The sequence below is a fragment of the Streptomyces sp. Y20 genome (assembly GCF_043195475.1).
Lineage (GTDB): Bacteria > Actinomycetota > Actinomycetes > Streptomycetales > Streptomycetaceae > Streptomyces.
Window position 1 is genome coordinate 190,956 of the sequence record NZ_JBIDDP010000008.1, and the last position, 16,567, is coordinate 207,522.

Annotated in this window: 14 protein-coding genes; 5 read left to right on the forward strand and 9 right to left on the reverse strand. The window is 71.8% G+C overall.

Annotated elements, in window-relative coordinates; genetic code table 11:
- Positions 1 to 227: 227 nt before the first annotated feature.
- Together ACGFT1_RS21785 and ACGFT1_RS21790 are read left to right on the forward strand one after the other, a co-directional pair.
- Positions 228 to 1,445: an Ig-like domain-containing protein gene (locus ACGFT1_RS21785; protein WP_373910597.1), complete on the forward strand. Its 1,218-nt coding sequence runs from the start codon at positions 228 to 230 to the stop codon at positions 1,443 to 1,445.
- A 157-nt stretch (positions 1,446 to 1,602) separates the two neighbouring features.
- Complete coding sequence (locus ACGFT1_RS21790) at positions 1,603 to 2,349, forward strand: DUF6227 family protein (protein WP_373910598.1); 747 nt, start codon at positions 1,603 to 1,605, stop codon at positions 2,347 to 2,349.
- A gap of 28 nt (positions 2,350 to 2,377) precedes the next feature.
- On the opposite strand, the gene ACGFT1_RS21795 is transcribed toward ACGFT1_RS21790, so the two are convergent.
- The 5 genes from ACGFT1_RS21795 to ACGFT1_RS21815 form a co-directional block, all read right to left on the reverse strand.
- Complete coding sequence (locus ACGFT1_RS21795) at positions 2,378 to 2,653, reverse strand: hypothetical protein (RefSeq protein ID WP_373910599.1); 276 nt, start codon at positions 2,651 to 2,653, stop codon at positions 2,378 to 2,380.
- Positions 2,654 to 2,773: 120 nt separating this feature from the next.
- A complete protein-coding gene (locus tag ACGFT1_RS21800; RefSeq protein ID WP_373910600.1) occupies positions 2,774 to 4,930 on the reverse strand; it encodes a fructose-specific PTS transporter subunit EIIC in 2,157 nt (718 codons plus the stop codon).
- A 103-nt stretch (positions 4,931 to 5,033) separates the two neighbouring features.
- Complete coding sequence (pfkB, locus tag ACGFT1_RS21805) at positions 5,034 to 5,981, reverse strand: 1-phosphofructokinase (protein WP_373910601.1); 948 nt, start codon at positions 5,979 to 5,981, stop codon at positions 5,034 to 5,036.
- Positions 5,978 to 6,739, reverse strand: a complete 762-nt coding sequence (locus ACGFT1_RS21810; protein ID WP_373910602.1) for a DeoR/GlpR family DNA-binding transcription regulator — start codon at positions 6,737 to 6,739, stop codon at positions 5,978 to 5,980. The genes pfkB and ACGFT1_RS21810 overlap by 4 nt, the downstream gene beginning before the upstream one ends.
- Before the next feature lie 304 nt (positions 6,740 to 7,043).
- Complete coding sequence (locus tag ACGFT1_RS21815) at positions 7,044 to 8,507, reverse strand: MFS transporter (RefSeq protein WP_373910752.1); 1,464 nt, start codon at positions 8,505 to 8,507, stop codon at positions 7,044 to 7,046.
- 188 nt (positions 8,508 to 8,695) lie between these two features.
- Here ACGFT1_RS21815 and ACGFT1_RS21820 point away from each other — a divergent pair, with 188 nt between their 5' ends.
- Entirely contained in the window at positions 8,696 to 9,679 is a 984-nt protein-coding gene (locus tag ACGFT1_RS21820) for a helix-turn-helix transcriptional regulator (protein ID WP_373910753.1), read from the forward strand.
- A 939-nt stretch (positions 9,680 to 10,618) separates the two neighbouring features.
- Here ACGFT1_RS21820 and ACGFT1_RS21825 read toward each other — a convergent pair.
- Positions 10,619 to 11,617, reverse strand: a complete 999-nt coding sequence (locus ACGFT1_RS21825) for an RNA polymerase sigma factor RpoD/SigA (protein ID WP_373910603.1) — start codon at positions 11,615 to 11,617, stop codon at positions 10,619 to 10,621.
- A gap of 193 nt (positions 11,618 to 11,810) precedes the next feature.
- Between ACGFT1_RS21825 and ACGFT1_RS21830 the strand changes: the two genes are divergently transcribed.
- On the forward strand, positions 11,811 to 12,329 hold the full coding sequence (locus ACGFT1_RS21830; protein ID WP_373910604.1) for an N-acetyltransferase family protein: 519 nt from the start codon (positions 11,811 to 11,813) through the stop codon (positions 12,327 to 12,329).
- A gap of 11 nt (positions 12,330 to 12,340) precedes the next feature.
- Here ACGFT1_RS21830 and ACGFT1_RS21835 read toward each other — a convergent pair whose 3' ends face one another.
- Positions 12,341 to 13,132, reverse strand: coding sequence for a dioxygenase (locus tag ACGFT1_RS21835; RefSeq protein WP_373910605.1), 792 nt, complete (start codon positions 13,130 to 13,132; stop codon positions 12,341 to 12,343).
- Positions 13,133 to 13,257: 125 nt separating this feature from the next.
- On the opposite strand from ACGFT1_RS21835, the gene ACGFT1_RS21840 reads away from it, so the two are divergent.
- Positions 13,258 to 13,767 (forward strand): MarR family winged helix-turn-helix transcriptional regulator, encoded by a 510-nt coding sequence (locus tag ACGFT1_RS21840; RefSeq protein ID WP_373910606.1) that lies wholly within the window; start codon positions 13,258 to 13,260, stop codon positions 13,765 to 13,767.
- Positions 13,768 to 13,882: 115 nt separating this feature from the next.
- On the opposite strand, the gene ACGFT1_RS21845 is transcribed toward ACGFT1_RS21840, so the two are convergent.
- Together ACGFT1_RS21845 and ACGFT1_RS21850 are read right to left on the reverse strand one after the other, a co-directional pair.
- On the reverse strand, positions 13,883 to 15,421 hold the full coding sequence (locus tag ACGFT1_RS21845) for an MFS transporter (RefSeq protein ID WP_373910607.1): 1,539 nt from the start codon (positions 15,419 to 15,421) through the stop codon (positions 13,883 to 13,885).
- Positions 15,422 to 15,589: 168 nt separating this feature from the next.
- On the reverse strand, positions 15,590 to 16,237 hold the full coding sequence (locus ACGFT1_RS21850; RefSeq protein ID WP_373910609.1) for a TetR/AcrR family transcriptional regulator: 648 nt from the start codon (positions 16,235 to 16,237) through the stop codon (positions 15,590 to 15,592).
- Positions 16,238 to 16,567: the final 330 nt, after the last annotated feature.

Genomic DNA, 16,567 nt, shown 5'->3' on the forward strand with positions numbered 1-16,567 from the left:
GGTGGTTGCCGCGCAGGTGGTTGCCGCGCGCCGGTTCGCGGAAGGCCCGGCCGGGGCGGGGCCGGGTGGACGAGCGGGCCGGGGGGTGCGGCTGACGGCGGTGTTTTGTCGCGGTTCTGTCACGTGATGGCGTTCAAGAGGGCCGGAGGGAACCCCGACCGGCGTCGGTCCCCTCTTTCTCCACGCACTGGAACGGACCACGCACATCACATGAACTGGAGCAGCCCGTGACAACGCCGGACATTGCAGCGCGGCGCGCACTCGGGGCCTGTGCCGCCCTGATGGTCGGCGCCCTCACCCTGACCGCCTGCGGTGGCGCCGACGGCGGCAACGACGACGGCAAGGGCGCCAAGGGCTCCCCGAAGACGTCGACGGCGGAGATAGCGATATCGGCCAAGGACGGCTCGACCGGCGCGTCCATCAACGCCACCGGGGTGAAGGTCAGCGACGGCAGGCTGACCGACGTGAAGATGACCGTGGCCGGGTCGGGGCGGACCGTGCCGGGGGCGATATCCGCGGACGGCGACAGCTGGAAGCCGAAGGAGCACCTGGAGCGCGGGACGAAGTACCAGATAGCCGCGACCGCGAAGGACTCCCGGGGCCGCACGGCGGCGGCGAACTCCATCTTCACCACCGTCACCTCGTCGAACAGCTTCATCGGCACCTACACGCCGGACAACGGCACGACCGTCGGCGTGGGCATGCCGGTGTCGTTCACCTTCGACAAGTCGATCACCGACAAGAAGGCCGTGCAGTCGCACATCGCGGTGAACTCCAGCAGCGGTCAGCAGGTGGTCGGGCACTGGTTCGGGGACCGGCGCCTGGACTTCCGGCCGCGGGAGTACTGGAAGGCCGGGTCCAAGGTCACGATGAAGGTCGACCTGGACGGGGTCGAGGGCGCGAAGGGCGTCTACGGGGTGCAGAAGAAGAACGTCTCCTTCACCGTCGGGCGTTCGCAGGTCTCCACGGTCGACGCCGGTACGCAGACCATGACGGTGGTGCGGGACGGCAAGACCTTCAAATCGGTGCCGATATCGGCGGGCAGCGCGCAGCACACGACGTACAACGGGCAGATGGTGATCTCCGAGAAGTTCGTGCAGACCCGCATGAACGGCTCGACGGTCGGGTTCGGCGGGGAGTACGACATCGCGGACGTCCCGCACGCGATGCGGCTGACGTCGTCGGGGACGTTCATCCACGGCAACTACTGGTACAACAAGGGCAACCCGCCCTTCGGCCGGGAGGGCACCAGCCACGGCTGTGTCGGGCTCGCGGACGTGCAGGGAGCGCAGGGCGACACCTCCGCCAAGTGGTTCTACGACAACACGCTCGTCGGGGATGTCGTGATCGTCAAGAACTCCCCCGACGCGACGGTCGCCCCCGACAACGGCCTCAACGGCTGGAACATGTCATGGAGCGCCTGGACCGCCGGAAGCGCCCTCTGACCGGCGGCTTTTGACGGTATGACGGGCCGCGCGGGAACATTTCGCGCGGCCCGCGCGTTTTCCCGGCGTACGTTTTCCCGGTTCCCGGGCATGATGTCCGACCGAGGGGCTACGGTATGCACCCACAAGGTGACATGCAGCAACGCCGGGAGATGCCTTGAGCGTTCCGTACGAGACCGCAGCGTACGAACCAGCCGAGTCGCCCGAGTCTCCTGAGGAGCATCTCGCGCGACTCCTCGGCCGTGCCCTGAACTCCTTCGAACTGCCCGACGAGGTGATACGGCGACTGGACTGCGCGCTGGCGCACGACAGTTCGCTGCACTCCGCGTATCACAGCGCGGGGCTGCACAGGGAGACGTACCGTCACACCTGGCTGCTCGCCGACGGCACGGCGGTGACGTTGTGGGAGCTGGTGCACAACCCCATGCCCGGCAGCGCGCCGGAGCACGAGGTGTACGCCGACGAGGAGGAGCTACAGGCCGCCACGGCACGGCTGGGGATGCCGCCGGACACCCGGGAGTTCGAGCTGCCCGCGCTGATGCGGCTGTGGGCGGTTCCCGAGCCCCGGCACGTGTTCGCCTCCGGTGACTCGGCGGACCACGCACGCCGACTGTTGCGCCGCGCGGAGAACGCCGACCGGCCCGGCGCCGAGACGGCGGCGCTGCTGGCGACGGCGACCGCGCACGAGATCACCCAGGCCTTCGGACGACCCGGCCGGGCCGGACGGGCGGGGCTGAGCTACACGCTGTACGAACACGCCTTCCTGCTGCCGGACGGCACCGAGCTCTCCCTGTGGGAGGTCGAGCACACGGCGACCCCCGACGGGCGGCACATGTGCGAGGTGTACATGTCGGAGGACGCGGCCCGTGAGGCCATGGAGAGGCGCGCGGCGCGCCAGGGGTAACGGCGGCGGGGGCAGGAACCGCCCTCGGTCAGCCGCTGGCGAGTTGCCGGACCAGGCCGGCGAACGCGTCCTGTTCCGCGGGTGTCAGCTCGACGGATTCCAGCGGGGGGCCGACCCGCGTCTGACGCGGCAGGGCCGGGAGCCGCGCGGGCCCACGCCGGGCGATGGAGCGCCGGGCGGTGGCCCGGGGGCCGGTGCGGCGCAGCAGGCGGAGCAGACGCACCAGGACGACGGCCCAGGCGACGGCCGCCACCGCGAGGACGGCCACGCCGATCAGCTGGAGGGTCGGGGCGTGGTCAGGCATGCGTCCCAGTACACACCACGGTCCGGGACTTCGGTCCCGGACCGTGACGTATCTCGCAGGTGCCGTGAACAACTCACAGCGAACTAAAGGGACAAGGCGCCACGCGGGGTGGTGCGGCGCTCAGGCGGCTATCGGCTGCCTGCTCCCCTCCGGTGCGGTGGCCCGGTCCGCGGCGGGGTCGGTGGCCGGGGACTCGGGAGCCTGCTTGCGCATGCCCTTGAGGACGACGACCAGGGCCGTGGCGACGCAGACACCGGCCGCGATGGCCACCAGGTACAGGAACGGGTTGCCGATCAGCGGGACCACGAAGATGCCGCCGTGCGGGGCGCGCAGAGTCGCGCCGAAGGCCATCGACAGGGCGCCGGTGATCGCGCCGCCCACCATGGCGGACGGGATCACCCGCAGCGGGTCGGCCGCCGCGAAGGGGATCGCGCCCTCGGAGATGAAGGACGCGCCCAGGACCCAGGCGGCCTTGCCGTTCTCGCGCTCGGTCCGGGTGAACAGCTTGCCGCGCACGGTGGTGGCCAGGGCCATCGCCAGCGGCGGGACCATGCCGGCCGCCATCACGGCGGCCATGATCTGCATGGCGGAGGCGCTGGGGTCGGCGACGGCGATACCGGCGGTGGCGAAGGTGTAGGCGACCTTGTTGACCGGTCCGCCCAGGTCGAAGCACATCATCAGGCCGAGCAGCGCGCCGAGCAGGACGGCGTTGGTGCCGGTGAGGCCGCCCAGCCAGTCGGTGAGGGCCTTCTGCGCCGTCGCGATGGGCTTGCCGATCACGACGAACATCAGGAAACCGACGATCGCCGTGGAGATCAGCGGGATGACCACCACCGGCATGATGCCGCGCAGCGCCGCCGGTACGTCGTACCTCTGGATCGCCAGCACCACGCCGCCGGCGAGGAGACCGGCCGCCAGACCGCCCAGGAAACCGGCGTTGATGGTCGAGGCGATCATGCCGCCGACGAAGCCGGGGACCAGGCCGGGGCGGTCCGCCATGCCGTAGGCGATGTAGCCGGCCAGGACCGGGACCAGGAAGCCGAAGGCCACGCCGCCGATCTGGAACAGCAGCGCGCCCCAGCTGTCCGCCTGGCTCCACACGAAGTGGTCCATGACCGAGGGCGCGTTCTTGATGCCGTAGCCGCCGATCGCGAAGCCCAGGGCGATGAGGAGACCGCCCGCGGCGACGAACGGGACCATGTAGCTGACGCCGGACATCAGCCATGTGCGGAGCTTGCTGCCGTACCCCTCGGTGGAGTCGCCCGCGCGCTCGACCGGCGTACCGGCCGACGCGTGCGCCGGGCCGCTCGTCTCGCCGCGCGCCGCCTTCTCGCGGGCCTCCGCGATGAGGTCGCCGGGACGGTTGATGCCCGCCTTCACGCCCACGTCGACGGTCGGCTTGCCCGCGAAGCGGTCCTTGTCGCGTACGGGGACGTCGTGCGCGAAGATCACGCCGTCGGCCGCCGCGATCACCGCCGGATCCAGCCGGGTGAAACCGGCCGAGCCCTGCGTCTCGACGACCAGCTCGACACCCGCCGCACGGCCCGCGTTCTCCAGGGACTCGGCCGCCATGTAGGTGTGGGCGATACCGGTGGGGCAGGAGGTGACGGCGACGATACGGAAGGGACGCTCGTCGGCGCCGCTGCCGGGGGGTGCGGGCGGGGTGGGTGCCGTGCTGGTGGCCGCTGCGGCGCCGGCGGAGGCCGCCGCCGGCGCCGCAGCGGTGTCTGTGGAGGCGCCCGCGGTGCGCTGGGCAGCGTCCTGAGCGACGCCGTCACCGGCACTCCGGCCGGTCCTCTCGGCGTCTTGGGTGGCGCCCGTCTCCGCCGGCGGCACGTCGTCCCCGCGGATCAGCGCCGCGGCCGTCTCCGGGGCGTTCGCCGTCCGCAGTGCGGCGGTGAACTCGGCGTTCATCAGCTGACGGGCGAGGGAGGAGAGGATCGTCAGGTGGGCGTCGTCCGCCCCGGCGGGTGCCGCGATCAGGAAGATCAGGTCGGCCGGGCCGTCCGCGGCACCGAAGTCGACACCGGCGGCGCTGCGGCCGAAGGCCAGGGACGGCTCGGTGACGTGGGTGCTGCGGCAGTGCGGGATGCCGATGCCGCCGTCGAGACCGGTGGGCATCTGGGCCTCGCGGGCGGCGACGTCGGCGAGGAAGCCCTCCAGGTCGGTCACCCGGCCCTGGGCCGCCATGCGCTCGGCGAGGGCACGGGCCGCCGCTTCCTTGGAGTCGGCGGACAGGTCGAGGTCGACCAGATCCGCGGTGATCATGTCGCTCATCGCGGGCTCCTCTGCACGCGTACCGCCCGGGGGGACGGATGGGCGGTGGTGGGGACGGGGGTGGTGTGGGGGGAGCGGGGTGGGGTGGGTGCGGGGAGGGGGGTCATGGCGCCGGCTCCGTCAGTTCGCGGTCGAGGGGGATGTCGGCCGTGACCGTCACCACCGCGGGGTCCAGGTCGGCGGGGCCCGGCATCACACTGCCGGGGAGCTGGACGGCGGCGGCACCGTGGGCGACGGCGGAGGCGAGGGCGGCGGGTCCGGTGCCGCCGGCGATGAGGAAGCCGGCGAGGGAAGCGTCCCCGGCGCCGACGTTGCTGCGGACGGCGCAGACACGCGCGCTGCCGAACCAGGCGCCGGCCTCGGACACCAGGAGCTGGCCGTCGGCGCCCAGACTCGCGAGCACGGAGCCGGCGCCCATCGCGCGCACCTCCTCGGCCGCCTTGAGGGCGTCACCCACGGTCGCCAGGGGGCGCGCGACCGCTTCCGCGAGTTCCTCGGCGTTGGGCTTCACCACGTCGGGCCGGGCGCGCAGCGCCTCCAGGAGCGCGGGGCCGGAGGTGTCCAGGGCGATGCGCGCGCCGCCGGCGTGCGCCCGCGTGACGACGTCGGCGTACCAGGAGGGGCTGAGCCCCCGGGGCAGGCTGCCGCAGCAGGCGATCCAGTCGGCGTCGCGCGACTGGGCGCGGACCGTCTCCAGGAGCAGTTCCTGTTCCGCCGCGGACAGGTCCGGGCCCGGGGCGTTGATCTTCGTGAGCACGCCGTTGTCCTCGGCGAGCGCGATGTTGGAGCGGGTGGCGCCGGCGACCGGGACCGGTGCGACCTCGATGCCCTGCGCGTCGAGCAGGTCGGCGACGAGCGCGCCCGGCGCGCCCCCCAGGGGCAGGACGGCGACGGTGCGCCGGCCGGCGGCCGCGACGGCGCGCGAGACGTTCACGCCCTTGCCGCCGGGGTCCATGCGTTCACCGGTGGCGCGGATGACCTCGCCGCGCTCCAGGGCGGGCACCTCGTAGGTGCGGTCGAGGGACGGGTTGGGAGTGACGGTGAGGATCATGCGCGCACTACTTCCGTGCCGCCGCGCTCGATGACGGCGGTGTCTTCGGGGCTCAGCCCGCTGTCGGTGATCAGCAGGTCCACGTCGCTCAGGCCCCCGAAGCGGGCGAAGTGCTCCTGGCCGTGCTTGGCGGAGTCGGCCAGCAGCACCACGCGCCGGGCGGCGGCGATCGCCGCGCGCTTGACCGCGGCCTCGGCGAGGTCGGGGGTGGTCAGGCCGTGCTCGGCGGAGAAGCCGTTGGCGGCGACGAACAGGACGTCGGCGCGGATCTCGCCGTACGCGCGGAGCGCCCAGGCGTCCACGGCGGCGCGCGTACGGTGCCGTACGCGCCCCCCGATGAGGTGGAGCTGGAGGCCGGGGTGGTCCGCGAGCCGGGCCGCGATGGGCAGGGAGTGGGTGACGACGGTGAGGTCGGCCTCCAGCGGGAGGGCGGCGGCCAGGCGGGCGACCGTCGTCCCGGCGTCCAGGATCACCGTGCCCTCGGCCGGCAGTTCGGCGAGGGCGGCCTTGGCGATGCGGTCCTTCTCGTCGGCGGCGGTGGTCTCGCGCTCGGCGAGGTCCGGCTCGAAGTCGAGCCGGCCGGCCGGGATGGCGCCGCCGTGCACCCGGCGGACGAGGCCGGCGCGGTCGAGGGCTTTCAGGTCGCGGCGGATCGTTTCCGCGGTGACCTGGAACTCCTCGGCCAGCGACAGCACGTCGACCCGGCCGCCGTCACGGGCGAGCCGGAGGATCTCCTGCTGCCGCTCCGGTGCGTACATGTCCTTCTGCCTCCGCCTCGATGTCCGGCCACTTCCGATGCCATGCCCGAATATGTGGTTTCAAGCCGAGACTACGCCGCACCTTCGAGGAAGTAAACACATTCGGGCGCATGACGGGCACGGCTGGGCATGAGTGGGCGTGAATCCGCATGGGCGGATGGCGGTGGCGGGGGCGAGGCACGCCTGACGAGCGTGCGGGCAGCACAAGGCCCGGCGCCTGTCCGGCGCCGGGCCTGTCGTCGTACGGACGTGAGCCGCGCGTGTGTCTCACCCCCGTCCTGCGGGGGCGCCGCGGCCTACGGGGTCACGGCACCAGCTCGGGCTCCGCTCCGGCCACCGGCGCGTCCTGTCCGGCGCCGTCCTCCGCGGCCGCCGGCTCCGCGCCCTCCAGGTGCTGCGCCGGGCGCTTGGGGAGGGCGGACATCAGCAAGAAGATCACAGCCATGATCCCGGCGACCCACCACAGGGCGTGCTGGAAGGCGTGCACGAAGGCCGGGCCGACCCGGTCCGGGGTCAACCGGTCGCCGATCTCCCCGAAGAACACGACCGACACCAGACCCAGTCCGAGCGCGTTGCCCATCTGCTGCACGGTGTTGATGAGCCCGGAGGCGGAACCGGCGTGCTCACGCGGCACCTCCGAGAGCACCGCGTCGGTCAGCGGAGCGACGATCAGCCCCATGCCCGCGCCCATCACCACCAGCGGCAGGGCCATCTGCCAGGAGGCGATGGCGAGGCCGTAGTGGTGGGCCTCCCACAGGTAGAGCAGCACGCCCGCGCCCATCAGCAGCGCGCCGGCCTGGAGGACCTTGCGTCCGAACCGCGGGACGAGCTGCTGCACCGACAGCCCGGCCGCCACCGACACGGCGATGGAGAACGGCACCCCGGTCAGCCCGGCCCGCAGCGGGCTCCAGCCCAGGCCGATCTGCATGTAGAGCGTCCAGACCAGGAAGAAGATGCCGAGCGCGACGCCGAAGACGGTCTGTACGGCGATGCCGGCGGCGAAGCTCTTCACGCGGAACAGCGACAGCTCGACCAGCGGGGAACCGTCCCGGGCCGCCTTGCGCCGCTCGTAGGCCACCAGCCCGGCGAAGACGACGAGCGCGCCGGCCATGCACACGTACCCCCACAGCGGCCAGCCCAGCTCACGACCGCGGGTGAGCGGGTAGAGCAGCATCAGCAGGCCCAGTGTGACCAGGGCGACGCCGACCAGGTCCAGTTTCAGGGCCTTCGGTGCCCGCGACTCGGTGATGAAACGGCGGCCGAGGAGGAAGGAGACGATGCCGACCGGCAGGTTGATGAGGAAGATGGGCCGCCACTCCAGGCCGAACAGGTTCCACTCCGTCAGCAGTGCGCCCAGCAGCGGGCCGGAGACCGCGCCGAGACCGACGATCGCGCCGAACAGGCCGAAGACCTTGCCGCGTTCGTGGGCCGGGAAGGTGGCGTGCACGATCGACAGCACCTGCGGCACCATCAGCGCCGCCATGCCGCCCTGGAGGATGCGGGAGGCGACCAGCATCTCCGGGTTCACGGCGAAGCCGCACAGGGCGGAGGCGAGGGTGAAGCCGCCGACGCCGATCAGGAACAGCCGCTTGCGGCCGTGGATGTCACCGAGCCGGCCGCCGGTGATGAGGCCGGCGGCGAACGCGAGGGCGTAGCCGGCGGTTATCCACTGGATCTGGCTGACCGAGGCGTGGGCGGTGCGCCGGATGGACGGGATGGCGATGTTGACGATCGTCACGTCGACCAGGTCCATGAAGGCCGCGGTCATGACGATGGCCAGGGCCAGCCAGCGGGTCCTGTCACCGGACGCCGGAGGCGTGGGTGGGAGCGGGCCGGTGCCGGTGCCGGTGCCGGTGCCGCGGATCTTCTCGGCGTTGCGGTCGATCGAGGTCATGCGAGAAAGCTAGACCCGCAGTAGGTCAGATCGTGTCCTATATCCACGGCATCCTGGTCCTCATGACGACCGACACCCCGGCACGCCTGCTCCAGCTCCTCTCCCTCCTCCAGACCCCCCGCGAGTGGCCCGGCGGGGAGCTGGCCGAGCGGCTCCGGGTGTCCCGGCGGACGGTGCGGCGGGATGTGGACCGGCTCCGCGAGCTGGGGTATCCGGTGCAGGCCACGAAGGGCGCGGACGGCGGGTACCGGCTGGTGGCGGGCAAGGCCATGCCGCCGCTGGTGCTGGACGACGAGGAGGCGGTCGCGATCGCCGTGGGGCTGCGGGCCGGCGCCGGACACGCCGTGGCAGGGGTGGACGAGGCGTCCGTACGGGCCCTGGCCAAGCTCGAGCAGGTGCTGCCGGCCCGGCTGCGCCACCGGGTGTCCACGCTGGGGGCCGCGACGACGTTGTTGACCAGCGGAGACGGGCCGAGCATCGCGCCGGAGACACTCACCGTGATGGCGTCGAGCGTGGCGGGGCGGGAACGGCTGAGGTTCGCCTACCGCGACAAGGACGGCAGCGCGTCCCGACGGCTGACCGAGCCGCACCGGCTGGTGTCCACCGGGCGGCGCTGGTACCTCGTCGCCTACGACCTCGACCGGGCCGACTGGCGCACGTTCCGGGTGGACCGGGTCAGCCGGCCGTTCTCGACCGGGGTCCGGTTCGCGCCGAGGGAGCTGCCTGCGGGGAGCGCCGCCGAGTATCTGCGGCAGTCCATCCACCGGCACCAGGAGACGTACACGTTCGACGTGCGGTTCGCCGCGCCCTCGGAGCAGGTCTGCGCGCGCATACCGTCGTGGGCCGGGACACTCGAGGACGACGGCGCGGGCGGCTGCGTCCTGCGCGGCACCACCGGCGGTCCCGTCGAGTGGCTGGCGGTGCGGCTGGCCATGGTCGGGTGCGAGTTCACCGTGCGCGGCCCGGCGGAACTCGTGGACGGGGTGCGAGAGCTGGGCGAACGCCTCACCAGAGCCACGGACACGCTCGCGCACGGCGACGCCTGAATCCCGCACCGGCCCGCGCCGCCCGCTGCCGCTTCCCAGGGCGGGGCCGCCGTGGCCGCCCGGCACTCCACGGCCACGCGGACGGCGGAATCGGCCACGGCCGCCGTGGCCACCCAGCAGTGTCGGCCAGGCGGTGGAGGGCCGCCGTCCGGGCGATCTCCATCCGGCTCCCGGCCTTGCGGCTTCGGTGAGCGACACCGGCGCGGAGGCGGAGAACGGCTGGTGAGCAGGGGTGGGGATGGTGCTCGTCCGGGCGATCTATGCCCGTGTGACAGAATTTGCCGTCTGGCGGCCCACCCCGGTGTTCAGGTCCGGGGTGGACCGCCGCTCCAGTGCCCGGGCACCCGGCACAGCCCTGACGAACAGCCGGCACACCGCCCGACGACCACCCCGCACCCCCCGGCCTCCGCCGCGAGGACAAGAAGAAGCCGGGCTCCGGACGCCCGGGGGGGGGAGGGCGCCGGAGCCCGGCGGGGAAGTCCCGGCGCCGGGGGGGGATTGCGTCGGGACGTGGTTCACGTGGGGTCGGCAGGTGGTGCCGTGGGGGTGGGGAGTGCGGTCCTGAGGCCCGCTGAAGGGCCCGCATGGGTTGTTCCCTCGGTCTCCACGGTTGAAGCGATCGGACTACGCCATGTTTGCGCCGTCTTTCGCCACGGGCGTGCGCGCCGCGCGGAAGCCGTACATCCGATACGCCGTTTTCGCCGTGACGGCGTACGGTCCGCACCCCACCGCCTCGTACGCCCGCCCGGTACGCCGCGGCCCCTTCGGCCACGGCCGGACGCCGCACCCACGGACGGGCGCCGCCCACCGGCGGACGCCGTTCGGGGCGCGGGCATCGGCCGCGGGCGGACATCGCTCACGACGATCATCCCCTCGCCCGCGCTTCGCCACACCCCGCGCCGGCGGGGCCGCGCGGCCCCCGGCGTCTCCCCGTCCCCGCTACGCCGCCGCGTCGAACCCGGTGTCGCGGGCCAGCTTCTTCAGTTCCAGCAGGGCGTGCTTCTCGATCTGCCGGATGCGTTCGCGGGTCAGACCGTGCTCCTTGCCGACCTCGGTCAGGGTGCGCTCACGGCCGTCCTCGATGCCGTACCGCATCTTGATGATGGAGGCCGTGCGCTGGTCCAGGCGGCCGATCAGGTCGTCGAGTTCCTCGCTGCGCAGCAGGGTCATGACGGACTGCTCGGGGGAGACGGCCGAGGTGTCCTCCAGCAGGTCGCCGAACTGGGTCTCGCCCTCATCGTCCACCGACATGTTGAGGGAGACCGGGTCGCGGGCCCAGTCGAGGACGTCGATGACGCGCTCCGGCGTCGAGCCCAGCTCCGCGGCGATCTCGGCCGGCTCCGGGTCGCGGCCGTTCTCGCGGTTGAACTCACGCTGGACGCGGCGGATGCGGCCCAGCTCCTCCACGAGGTGGACGGGGAGCCGGATCGTGCGGGACTGGTCGGCTATGGAGCGGGTGATGGCCTGGCGGATCCACCAGGTGGCGTACGTCGAGAACTTGAAGCCCTTGCGGTAGTCGAACTTCTCGACGGCGCGCACCAGACCGGCGTTGCCCTCCTGGATCAGGTCGAGCAGGGGCAGCCCGCTGCGCGGGTAGCGCCGGGCCACGGCGACGACCAGACGGAGGTTGGAGCGGATGAAGACGTCCTTGGCCCGTTCTCCCTCGGCGACCAGTGCCTCCAGCTCCTCGCGGGTGGCGTCCGTCCTGGTCTCCTCGTAGCCGTCGAGGACCTGGCTCGCGAACACACCCGCCTCGATGGTCTGGGAGAGATCGACTTCCTTGGCGGCGTCGAGCAGCGGCGTGCGCGCGATCTCTTCGAGGTACATGCCGACCAGGTCGCGGTCTGCGATCTCGCCGCCATGAGCGCGAACACTGCTTGCCGAGTCGGCCGTCTCGCCGGTGGCGGACTTACGACGGGCGACGGCACGGGTTGCCATGCGTGCTCCCTTGCGGTGGTGGGCTGGCGGGTGGTTCTGGTGAACGCTCAGCACTCCGGGGACTGTCTCTGGGACTCTTTCCGAGTGCCCTGCATCCGTGGGGAACAACGACTGGAATCCGGACAGAATTCCCAACCCGCCCTCCGATTTTTCTGATCATGCAGTACCCTGTGCCACCACGCGAGGGGGAAAGATGCCGTCGGAGACCGCTGAGGTGCAGGTCAGAGCGGGGATCGAGAGGGATCTCGAGAGCCTCACGGCGATCTACAACACTTACGTGCGTGAGACGGCCGTCACATTCGACACCGTGGCCCTCACTCCCGAGGAGCGCCGTCCCTGGCTGCTCTCCCACCCACAAGACGGCCCGCACCGGCTGTTGGTTGCCGCGGCCGCGGACTCACAGCGGATTCTGGGGTACGCCACGTCCGGCCCGCACCGGCCGAAGCCGGCGTACGCGACGTCCGTGGAGACGTCGGTGTACGTCGCCCCGGAGTCCGGCCGGCGCGGGATCGGCACGCTGCTCTACGGCGCCCTGTTCGAGGTCCTCGCCGCGGAGGACGTGCACCGCGCCTACGCGGGCATCGCCCAGCCCAACGCGGCCTCCGTCCGGCTCCACGAGCGTTTCGGCTTCCGGCGCGTCGGCACCTTCCAGGAGGTCGGGCGCAAGTTCGGCCGCTACTGGGACGTGGCCTGGTACGAGAAGCGGCTGTAGCCGAAGCGGGCTCAGCCGAACTGCACCGACCGCTTCGCCATGCCCATCCAGAAGCCGTCGATCACCGACTTCTGCGTGTCCAGCTCGCCGCCCGCCTCCGCCGCGCCCATGGTGACGAAGAGCGGGGCGAAGTGTTCGGTGCGCGGGTGGGCATAGCGGCCGGCCGGGGCCTTGTCCAGGAAGTCGAGCAGGGCGTCCCAGTCCCGGGCCTCCAGGGCGCGCCTGCCCCAGTCGTCGAACTCGGAGGACCAGCTCGGCACGCCGGGGCCGGTGTACCGCAGGGCGGCGAGGTTGTGGGTGAAGAACCCGGAGCCGACGATCAGTACGCCCTCGTCGCGGAGCGGGGCGAGTTTGCGGCCGATGTCCATCAGGCGGACCGGGTCGAGGGTGGGCAGGGAGATCTGGAGGACGGGGACGTCGGCGGCCGGGAACATCTCGACGAGGGGGACGTAGGCGCCGTGGTCGAGGCCGCGGTCGGGGATGTCCTGGACGGGGATGCCGGGGGCGCGCAGCAGCTTGCGGACGGAGTCGGCGAGTGCGGGGGCGCCGGGGGCGGCGTACCGCACCCGGTAGTAGTGCTCCGGGAAGCCCCAGAAGTCATAGACCAGGGGGACGGTCTCGACCGCGCCGAGCGCGAGCGGGGCCTCCTCCCAGTGGGCGGAGACCATGAGGACGGCCCGGGGGCGGGGCAGGCCGGCGGCCCAGGCGGCGAGCTGGCCGGGCCAGACGGGGTCGTCGGCGAGCGGCGGGGCGCCGTGGCTGAGGTACAGGGCGGGCATGCGCTCCTGGGTGGTGGCGGACATCTCGGCGGCTCCCAGTGGTCCAGAGACTGCGGTCCCGAGCCAGATACTTTAACTCTCAAGCTCGTAGGAGCGACCTTACGCCCGACTTGTTCAAGTTTCAAGCAGCAGGCTCGTACAGTGGACCCATGAACACGGCACCGGACACCGCCGCATCGCCCCGCTGGCTCACCGACGAGGAACAGCGCGTCTGGCGCGCGTACCTGCACGCCACCACCCTGCTCGAGGACCACCTCGACCGGCAGCTACAGCGCGACGCGGGTATGCCGCACATCTACTACGGCCTCCTCGTCGGCCTCGCCGAGGCACCGCGCCGCCGGCTGCGGATGACCGAGCTCGCCATGCAGGCCAAGATCACCCGCTCCCGGCTCTCGCACGCGATCGCCCGGCTGGAGAAGAACGGCTGGGTACGGCGCGAGGACTGCCCCTCCGACAAGCGCGGCCAGTTCGCCGTACTCACCGACGAGGGCCAGGAGGTGCTGCGGCGCACCGCACCGGGCCACGTGAAGGCCGTACGGCAGGCGCTGTTCGAACGGCTGACCCCGGAACAGCAGAAGGCCCTCGGCGAGATCATGGAGATCGTCGCCGAGGGCCTCCAACCCGACGGAGCGGGTGCGGACCTGCCCTGGCTCCGCTGACTCCCGCACCCATCAGCGCGACGCCGTGGGCGCGGGGCCGCCCCGGCTCCGCCGGCCCACTCACCTGAGCGACAGCTCACGTGGCGCAGCGGAAGCGGGTGCGGACGGCAGTCCGTCAGTGGGCGATCACCGGCACCGGCAGCTCGTCCTCGGCGCCCTCACCGGCGGCCACCACGGTGCCACCGGCGCGGCCCGCGTTGACGAAGGTGAAGGCGATCAGGGAGGCGAGACCCAGGATGCCGACGGCGAACCAGATCGCGGTGCTGTAGCCGTGGACCATGCCCTGGAGCTTCACCAGCTCCTGCTGCGGCTTGGCTGCGGCACCGGCGATGTGGTCCCTGACGTACGAGGTGGTCGCCGAGGCGGCGATCGTGTTCAGCAGGGCCGTGCCGATCGCGCCGCCGACCTGCTGCGAGGTGTTGACCATCGCGGAGGCGACACCGGCGTCCCGGGCCTGGACACCCTGGGTGGCCAGGGACATCGCCGGCATGAACGCCGTACCCATGCCGAGACCGAGCAGCATGATCGCGGGCAGCAGCAGGCCGGCGTACGAGGAGCCGATCTCCAGCTGGGTCAGCAGCAGCATGCCGAGACCGGCGACCAGGAAGCCCGGGCCCATCAGCAGGCGGGCCGGGACGCGGGTCATCAGCCGGGTGCCGATCTGGGTGGAGCCGGTGATCATGCCGGCGACCATCGGCAGGAACGCGAAGCCGGTCTTGACCGGGGAGTAGCCCTTCACGATCTGGAGGTAGTAGGTCAGGAAGAGGAACAGGCCGAACATGCCGATGATCGCGAGACCGAGGGAGAGGTAGATGCCGCCGCGGTTGCGGTCGGTCACCACGCGCAGCGGCAGCAGCGGGGCCTTGACCCGGGCCTCGACGAAGACGAACGTCACCAGCAGCACCACGGACGCGACGAACATGGCGACGGTCACGCTGTCACTCCAGCCGTCGGACGCGGCGCGGGTGAAGCCGTACACCAGGGCGACCAGGCCGAGCGTGGAGAGGATCACGCCGGGGATGTCGAGCGGGGAGCGGTTGCGGCCGCCCTCCGGCTCCCGGATGACGAAGTAGGCACCGGCCGCGGCGACGACGGCGAACGGGACGTTGACGAAGAAGGTCCAGCGCCAGTCCAGGTACTCGGTGAGGAAACCGCCCAGGATCAGGCCGACGGCGCCGCCGCCGCCCGCGATGGCGCCGTAGATGCCGAACGCCTTGGCGCGCTCCTTGGCGTCGGTGAACATCACCGCGAGCAGGGAGAGCGCGGCCGGGGCGAGCAGCGCGCCGAAGGCACCCTGGAGGGCGCGGGCGCCGAACATCATCCCGCCGGTGGTGGCGGCGCCGCCGAGCGCGGAGGCGGCGGCGAAACCGACGAGACCCAGCACGAAGGCGCGCTTGCGGCCCCACAGGTCGGCGATGCGGCCACCGAAGAGCAGCAGACCGCCGAAGGCGAGGGCGTAGGCCGTGACGACCCACTGCTTGTTGCCGTCGGATATGCCGAGGTCCTGCTGGGCCGAGGGCAGGGCGATGTTCACGATGGTGGCGTCCAGGACGACCATCAGCTGGGCGAGCGCGATGAAGACGAGCGCCTTCCAGCGGTTGGCGTCACCGCTCGGGGCGGCGAGGCCGGGAGCCTTGAGGGCTGTTTCTGACATGGGGATACCCACTTCGGGACTTCGTGACGGAAAAGACGTCTGGTAAACGGAAAATGACGAGAAAACGGAGATTCACGGACGCGACCGCATCGATCACTGATCACGGATCACTGATCGTTGTGACCATCGGCCGTCGATCGCTGATCGCTGATCGTGTCGTTGATCGCGTCAGCAGTTGCGCAGTTCGGTGATGCTGACGGCCGCGCCCGGCAGAGCGGAGTGGGCGGGGGCCCGCAGGCCGTCCAGAAACAGTTGCAGGTGACGGTGGACGAAGCGGTCGCCACGGACGCAGTCCGTGCCGGCCGGGGGCCGGCTCAACTGGGCCACGACGATCAGCAGATCGCCGACCCCCACGTCGGACCGGAGCTGTCCGGCCGCCTCGGCCCGGCCCATGACCTCCTCGACGAGCTGCTCGATGCGCTTGCGGGAGGCCTCCAGGTCGGGATGGTGCTGGTCGAAAGTGCTCGTCACCATGGGGCACAGGGCACTGATCCGCTCGTCAGCGGCGGTGTGCACGAAGTGCTCCAGGGCGGCGAAGGCGTCCCCCGTCTCCGCGAGGGCCCGCTCGGCCGCCTCGGCCGTACGGTCCATCACGGTGCAGACGACCTCGCGGACGAGGGCGTCGCGGTCGGGGAAGTTCCGGTACACCGTGGCGTTGCCGACGCCGGCCCGGCGGGCGATCTCGTCGAGCGGCACATCCGGCCCGTGCTCGACGAACATCTCCTGGGCGGCGGTGACGATCCGCTCCCGGTTGCGCAGGGCGTCGGCGCGGGGCCGGGGCACCTTGCGCACGGTGGAGGCGGTCGTGGCCGTCACGGTGTACTCCTTGAGGTCTCTGGGGCGCGGGGCCCGAGTCGATGCGTGGGTCGGGGCTCGGTCGGTGCTTGAGCCGGTGTTCCGGTACCGCTGTGTCGCTGTGGCGCTGTTCGTCGTGTCATCGGTCGTCACACCGGTCGTTGCCTGCCGGGGCGAGAGGCCGATCCGGGGAGCCGGTCCCCGCTTCGTTCCGACACAGGGCTAAACGGGGAGAGCCTCCCCGGTTATTTCCCGCCTTCCCGAAAATTCCTGTGACCTGAGCCACACGCACCCTCCCCCGGGTTTCACCCCTCTGCGGACCGGCGTTCCCACGATCGGCTCCGCCAGCGC

Excerpts from the sequence above, each read along its gene's own strand:
- ACGFT1_RS21795 (WP_373910599.1), bottom strand. The coding sequence starts at position 2,653 with ATGCCTGACCACGCCCCGACCCTCCAGCTGATCGGCGTGGCCGTCCTC.
- ACGFT1_RS21800 (WP_373910600.1), bottom strand. The coding sequence starts at position 4,930 with ATGAGCGACATGATCACCGCGGATCTGGTCGACCTCGACCTGTCCGCC.
- pfkB (WP_373910601.1), bottom strand. The coding sequence starts at position 5,981 with ATGATCCTCACCGTCACTCCCAACCCGTCCCTCGACCGCACCTACGAG.
- ACGFT1_RS21810 (WP_373910602.1), bottom strand. The coding sequence starts at position 6,739 with ATGTACGCACCGGAGCGGCAGCAGGAGATCCTCCGGCTCGCCCGTGAC.
- ACGFT1_RS21815 (WP_373910752.1), bottom strand. The coding sequence starts at position 8,507 with ATGACCGCGGCCTTCATGGACCTGGTCGACGTGACGATCGTCAACATC.
- ACGFT1_RS21820 (WP_373910753.1), top strand. The coding sequence starts at position 8,696 with ATGACGACCGACACCCCGGCACGCCTGCTCCAGCTCCTCTCCCTCCTC.
- ACGFT1_RS21825 (WP_373910603.1), bottom strand. The coding sequence starts at position 11,617 with ATGGCAACCCGTGCCGTCGCCCGTCGTAAGTCCGCCACCGGCGAGACG.
- ACGFT1_RS21830 (WP_373910604.1), top strand. The coding sequence starts at position 11,811 with ATGCCGTCGGAGACCGCTGAGGTGCAGGTCAGAGCGGGGATCGAGAGG.
- ACGFT1_RS21835 (WP_373910605.1), bottom strand. The coding sequence starts at position 13,132 with ATGTCCGCCACCACCCAGGAGCGCATGCCCGCCCTGTACCTCAGCCAC.
- ACGFT1_RS21840 (WP_373910606.1), top strand. The coding sequence starts at position 13,258 with ATGAACACGGCACCGGACACCGCCGCATCGCCCCGCTGGCTCACCGAC.
- ACGFT1_RS21845 (WP_373910607.1), bottom strand. The coding sequence starts at position 15,421 with ATGTCAGAAACAGCCCTCAAGGCTCCCGGCCTCGCCGCCCCGAGCGGT.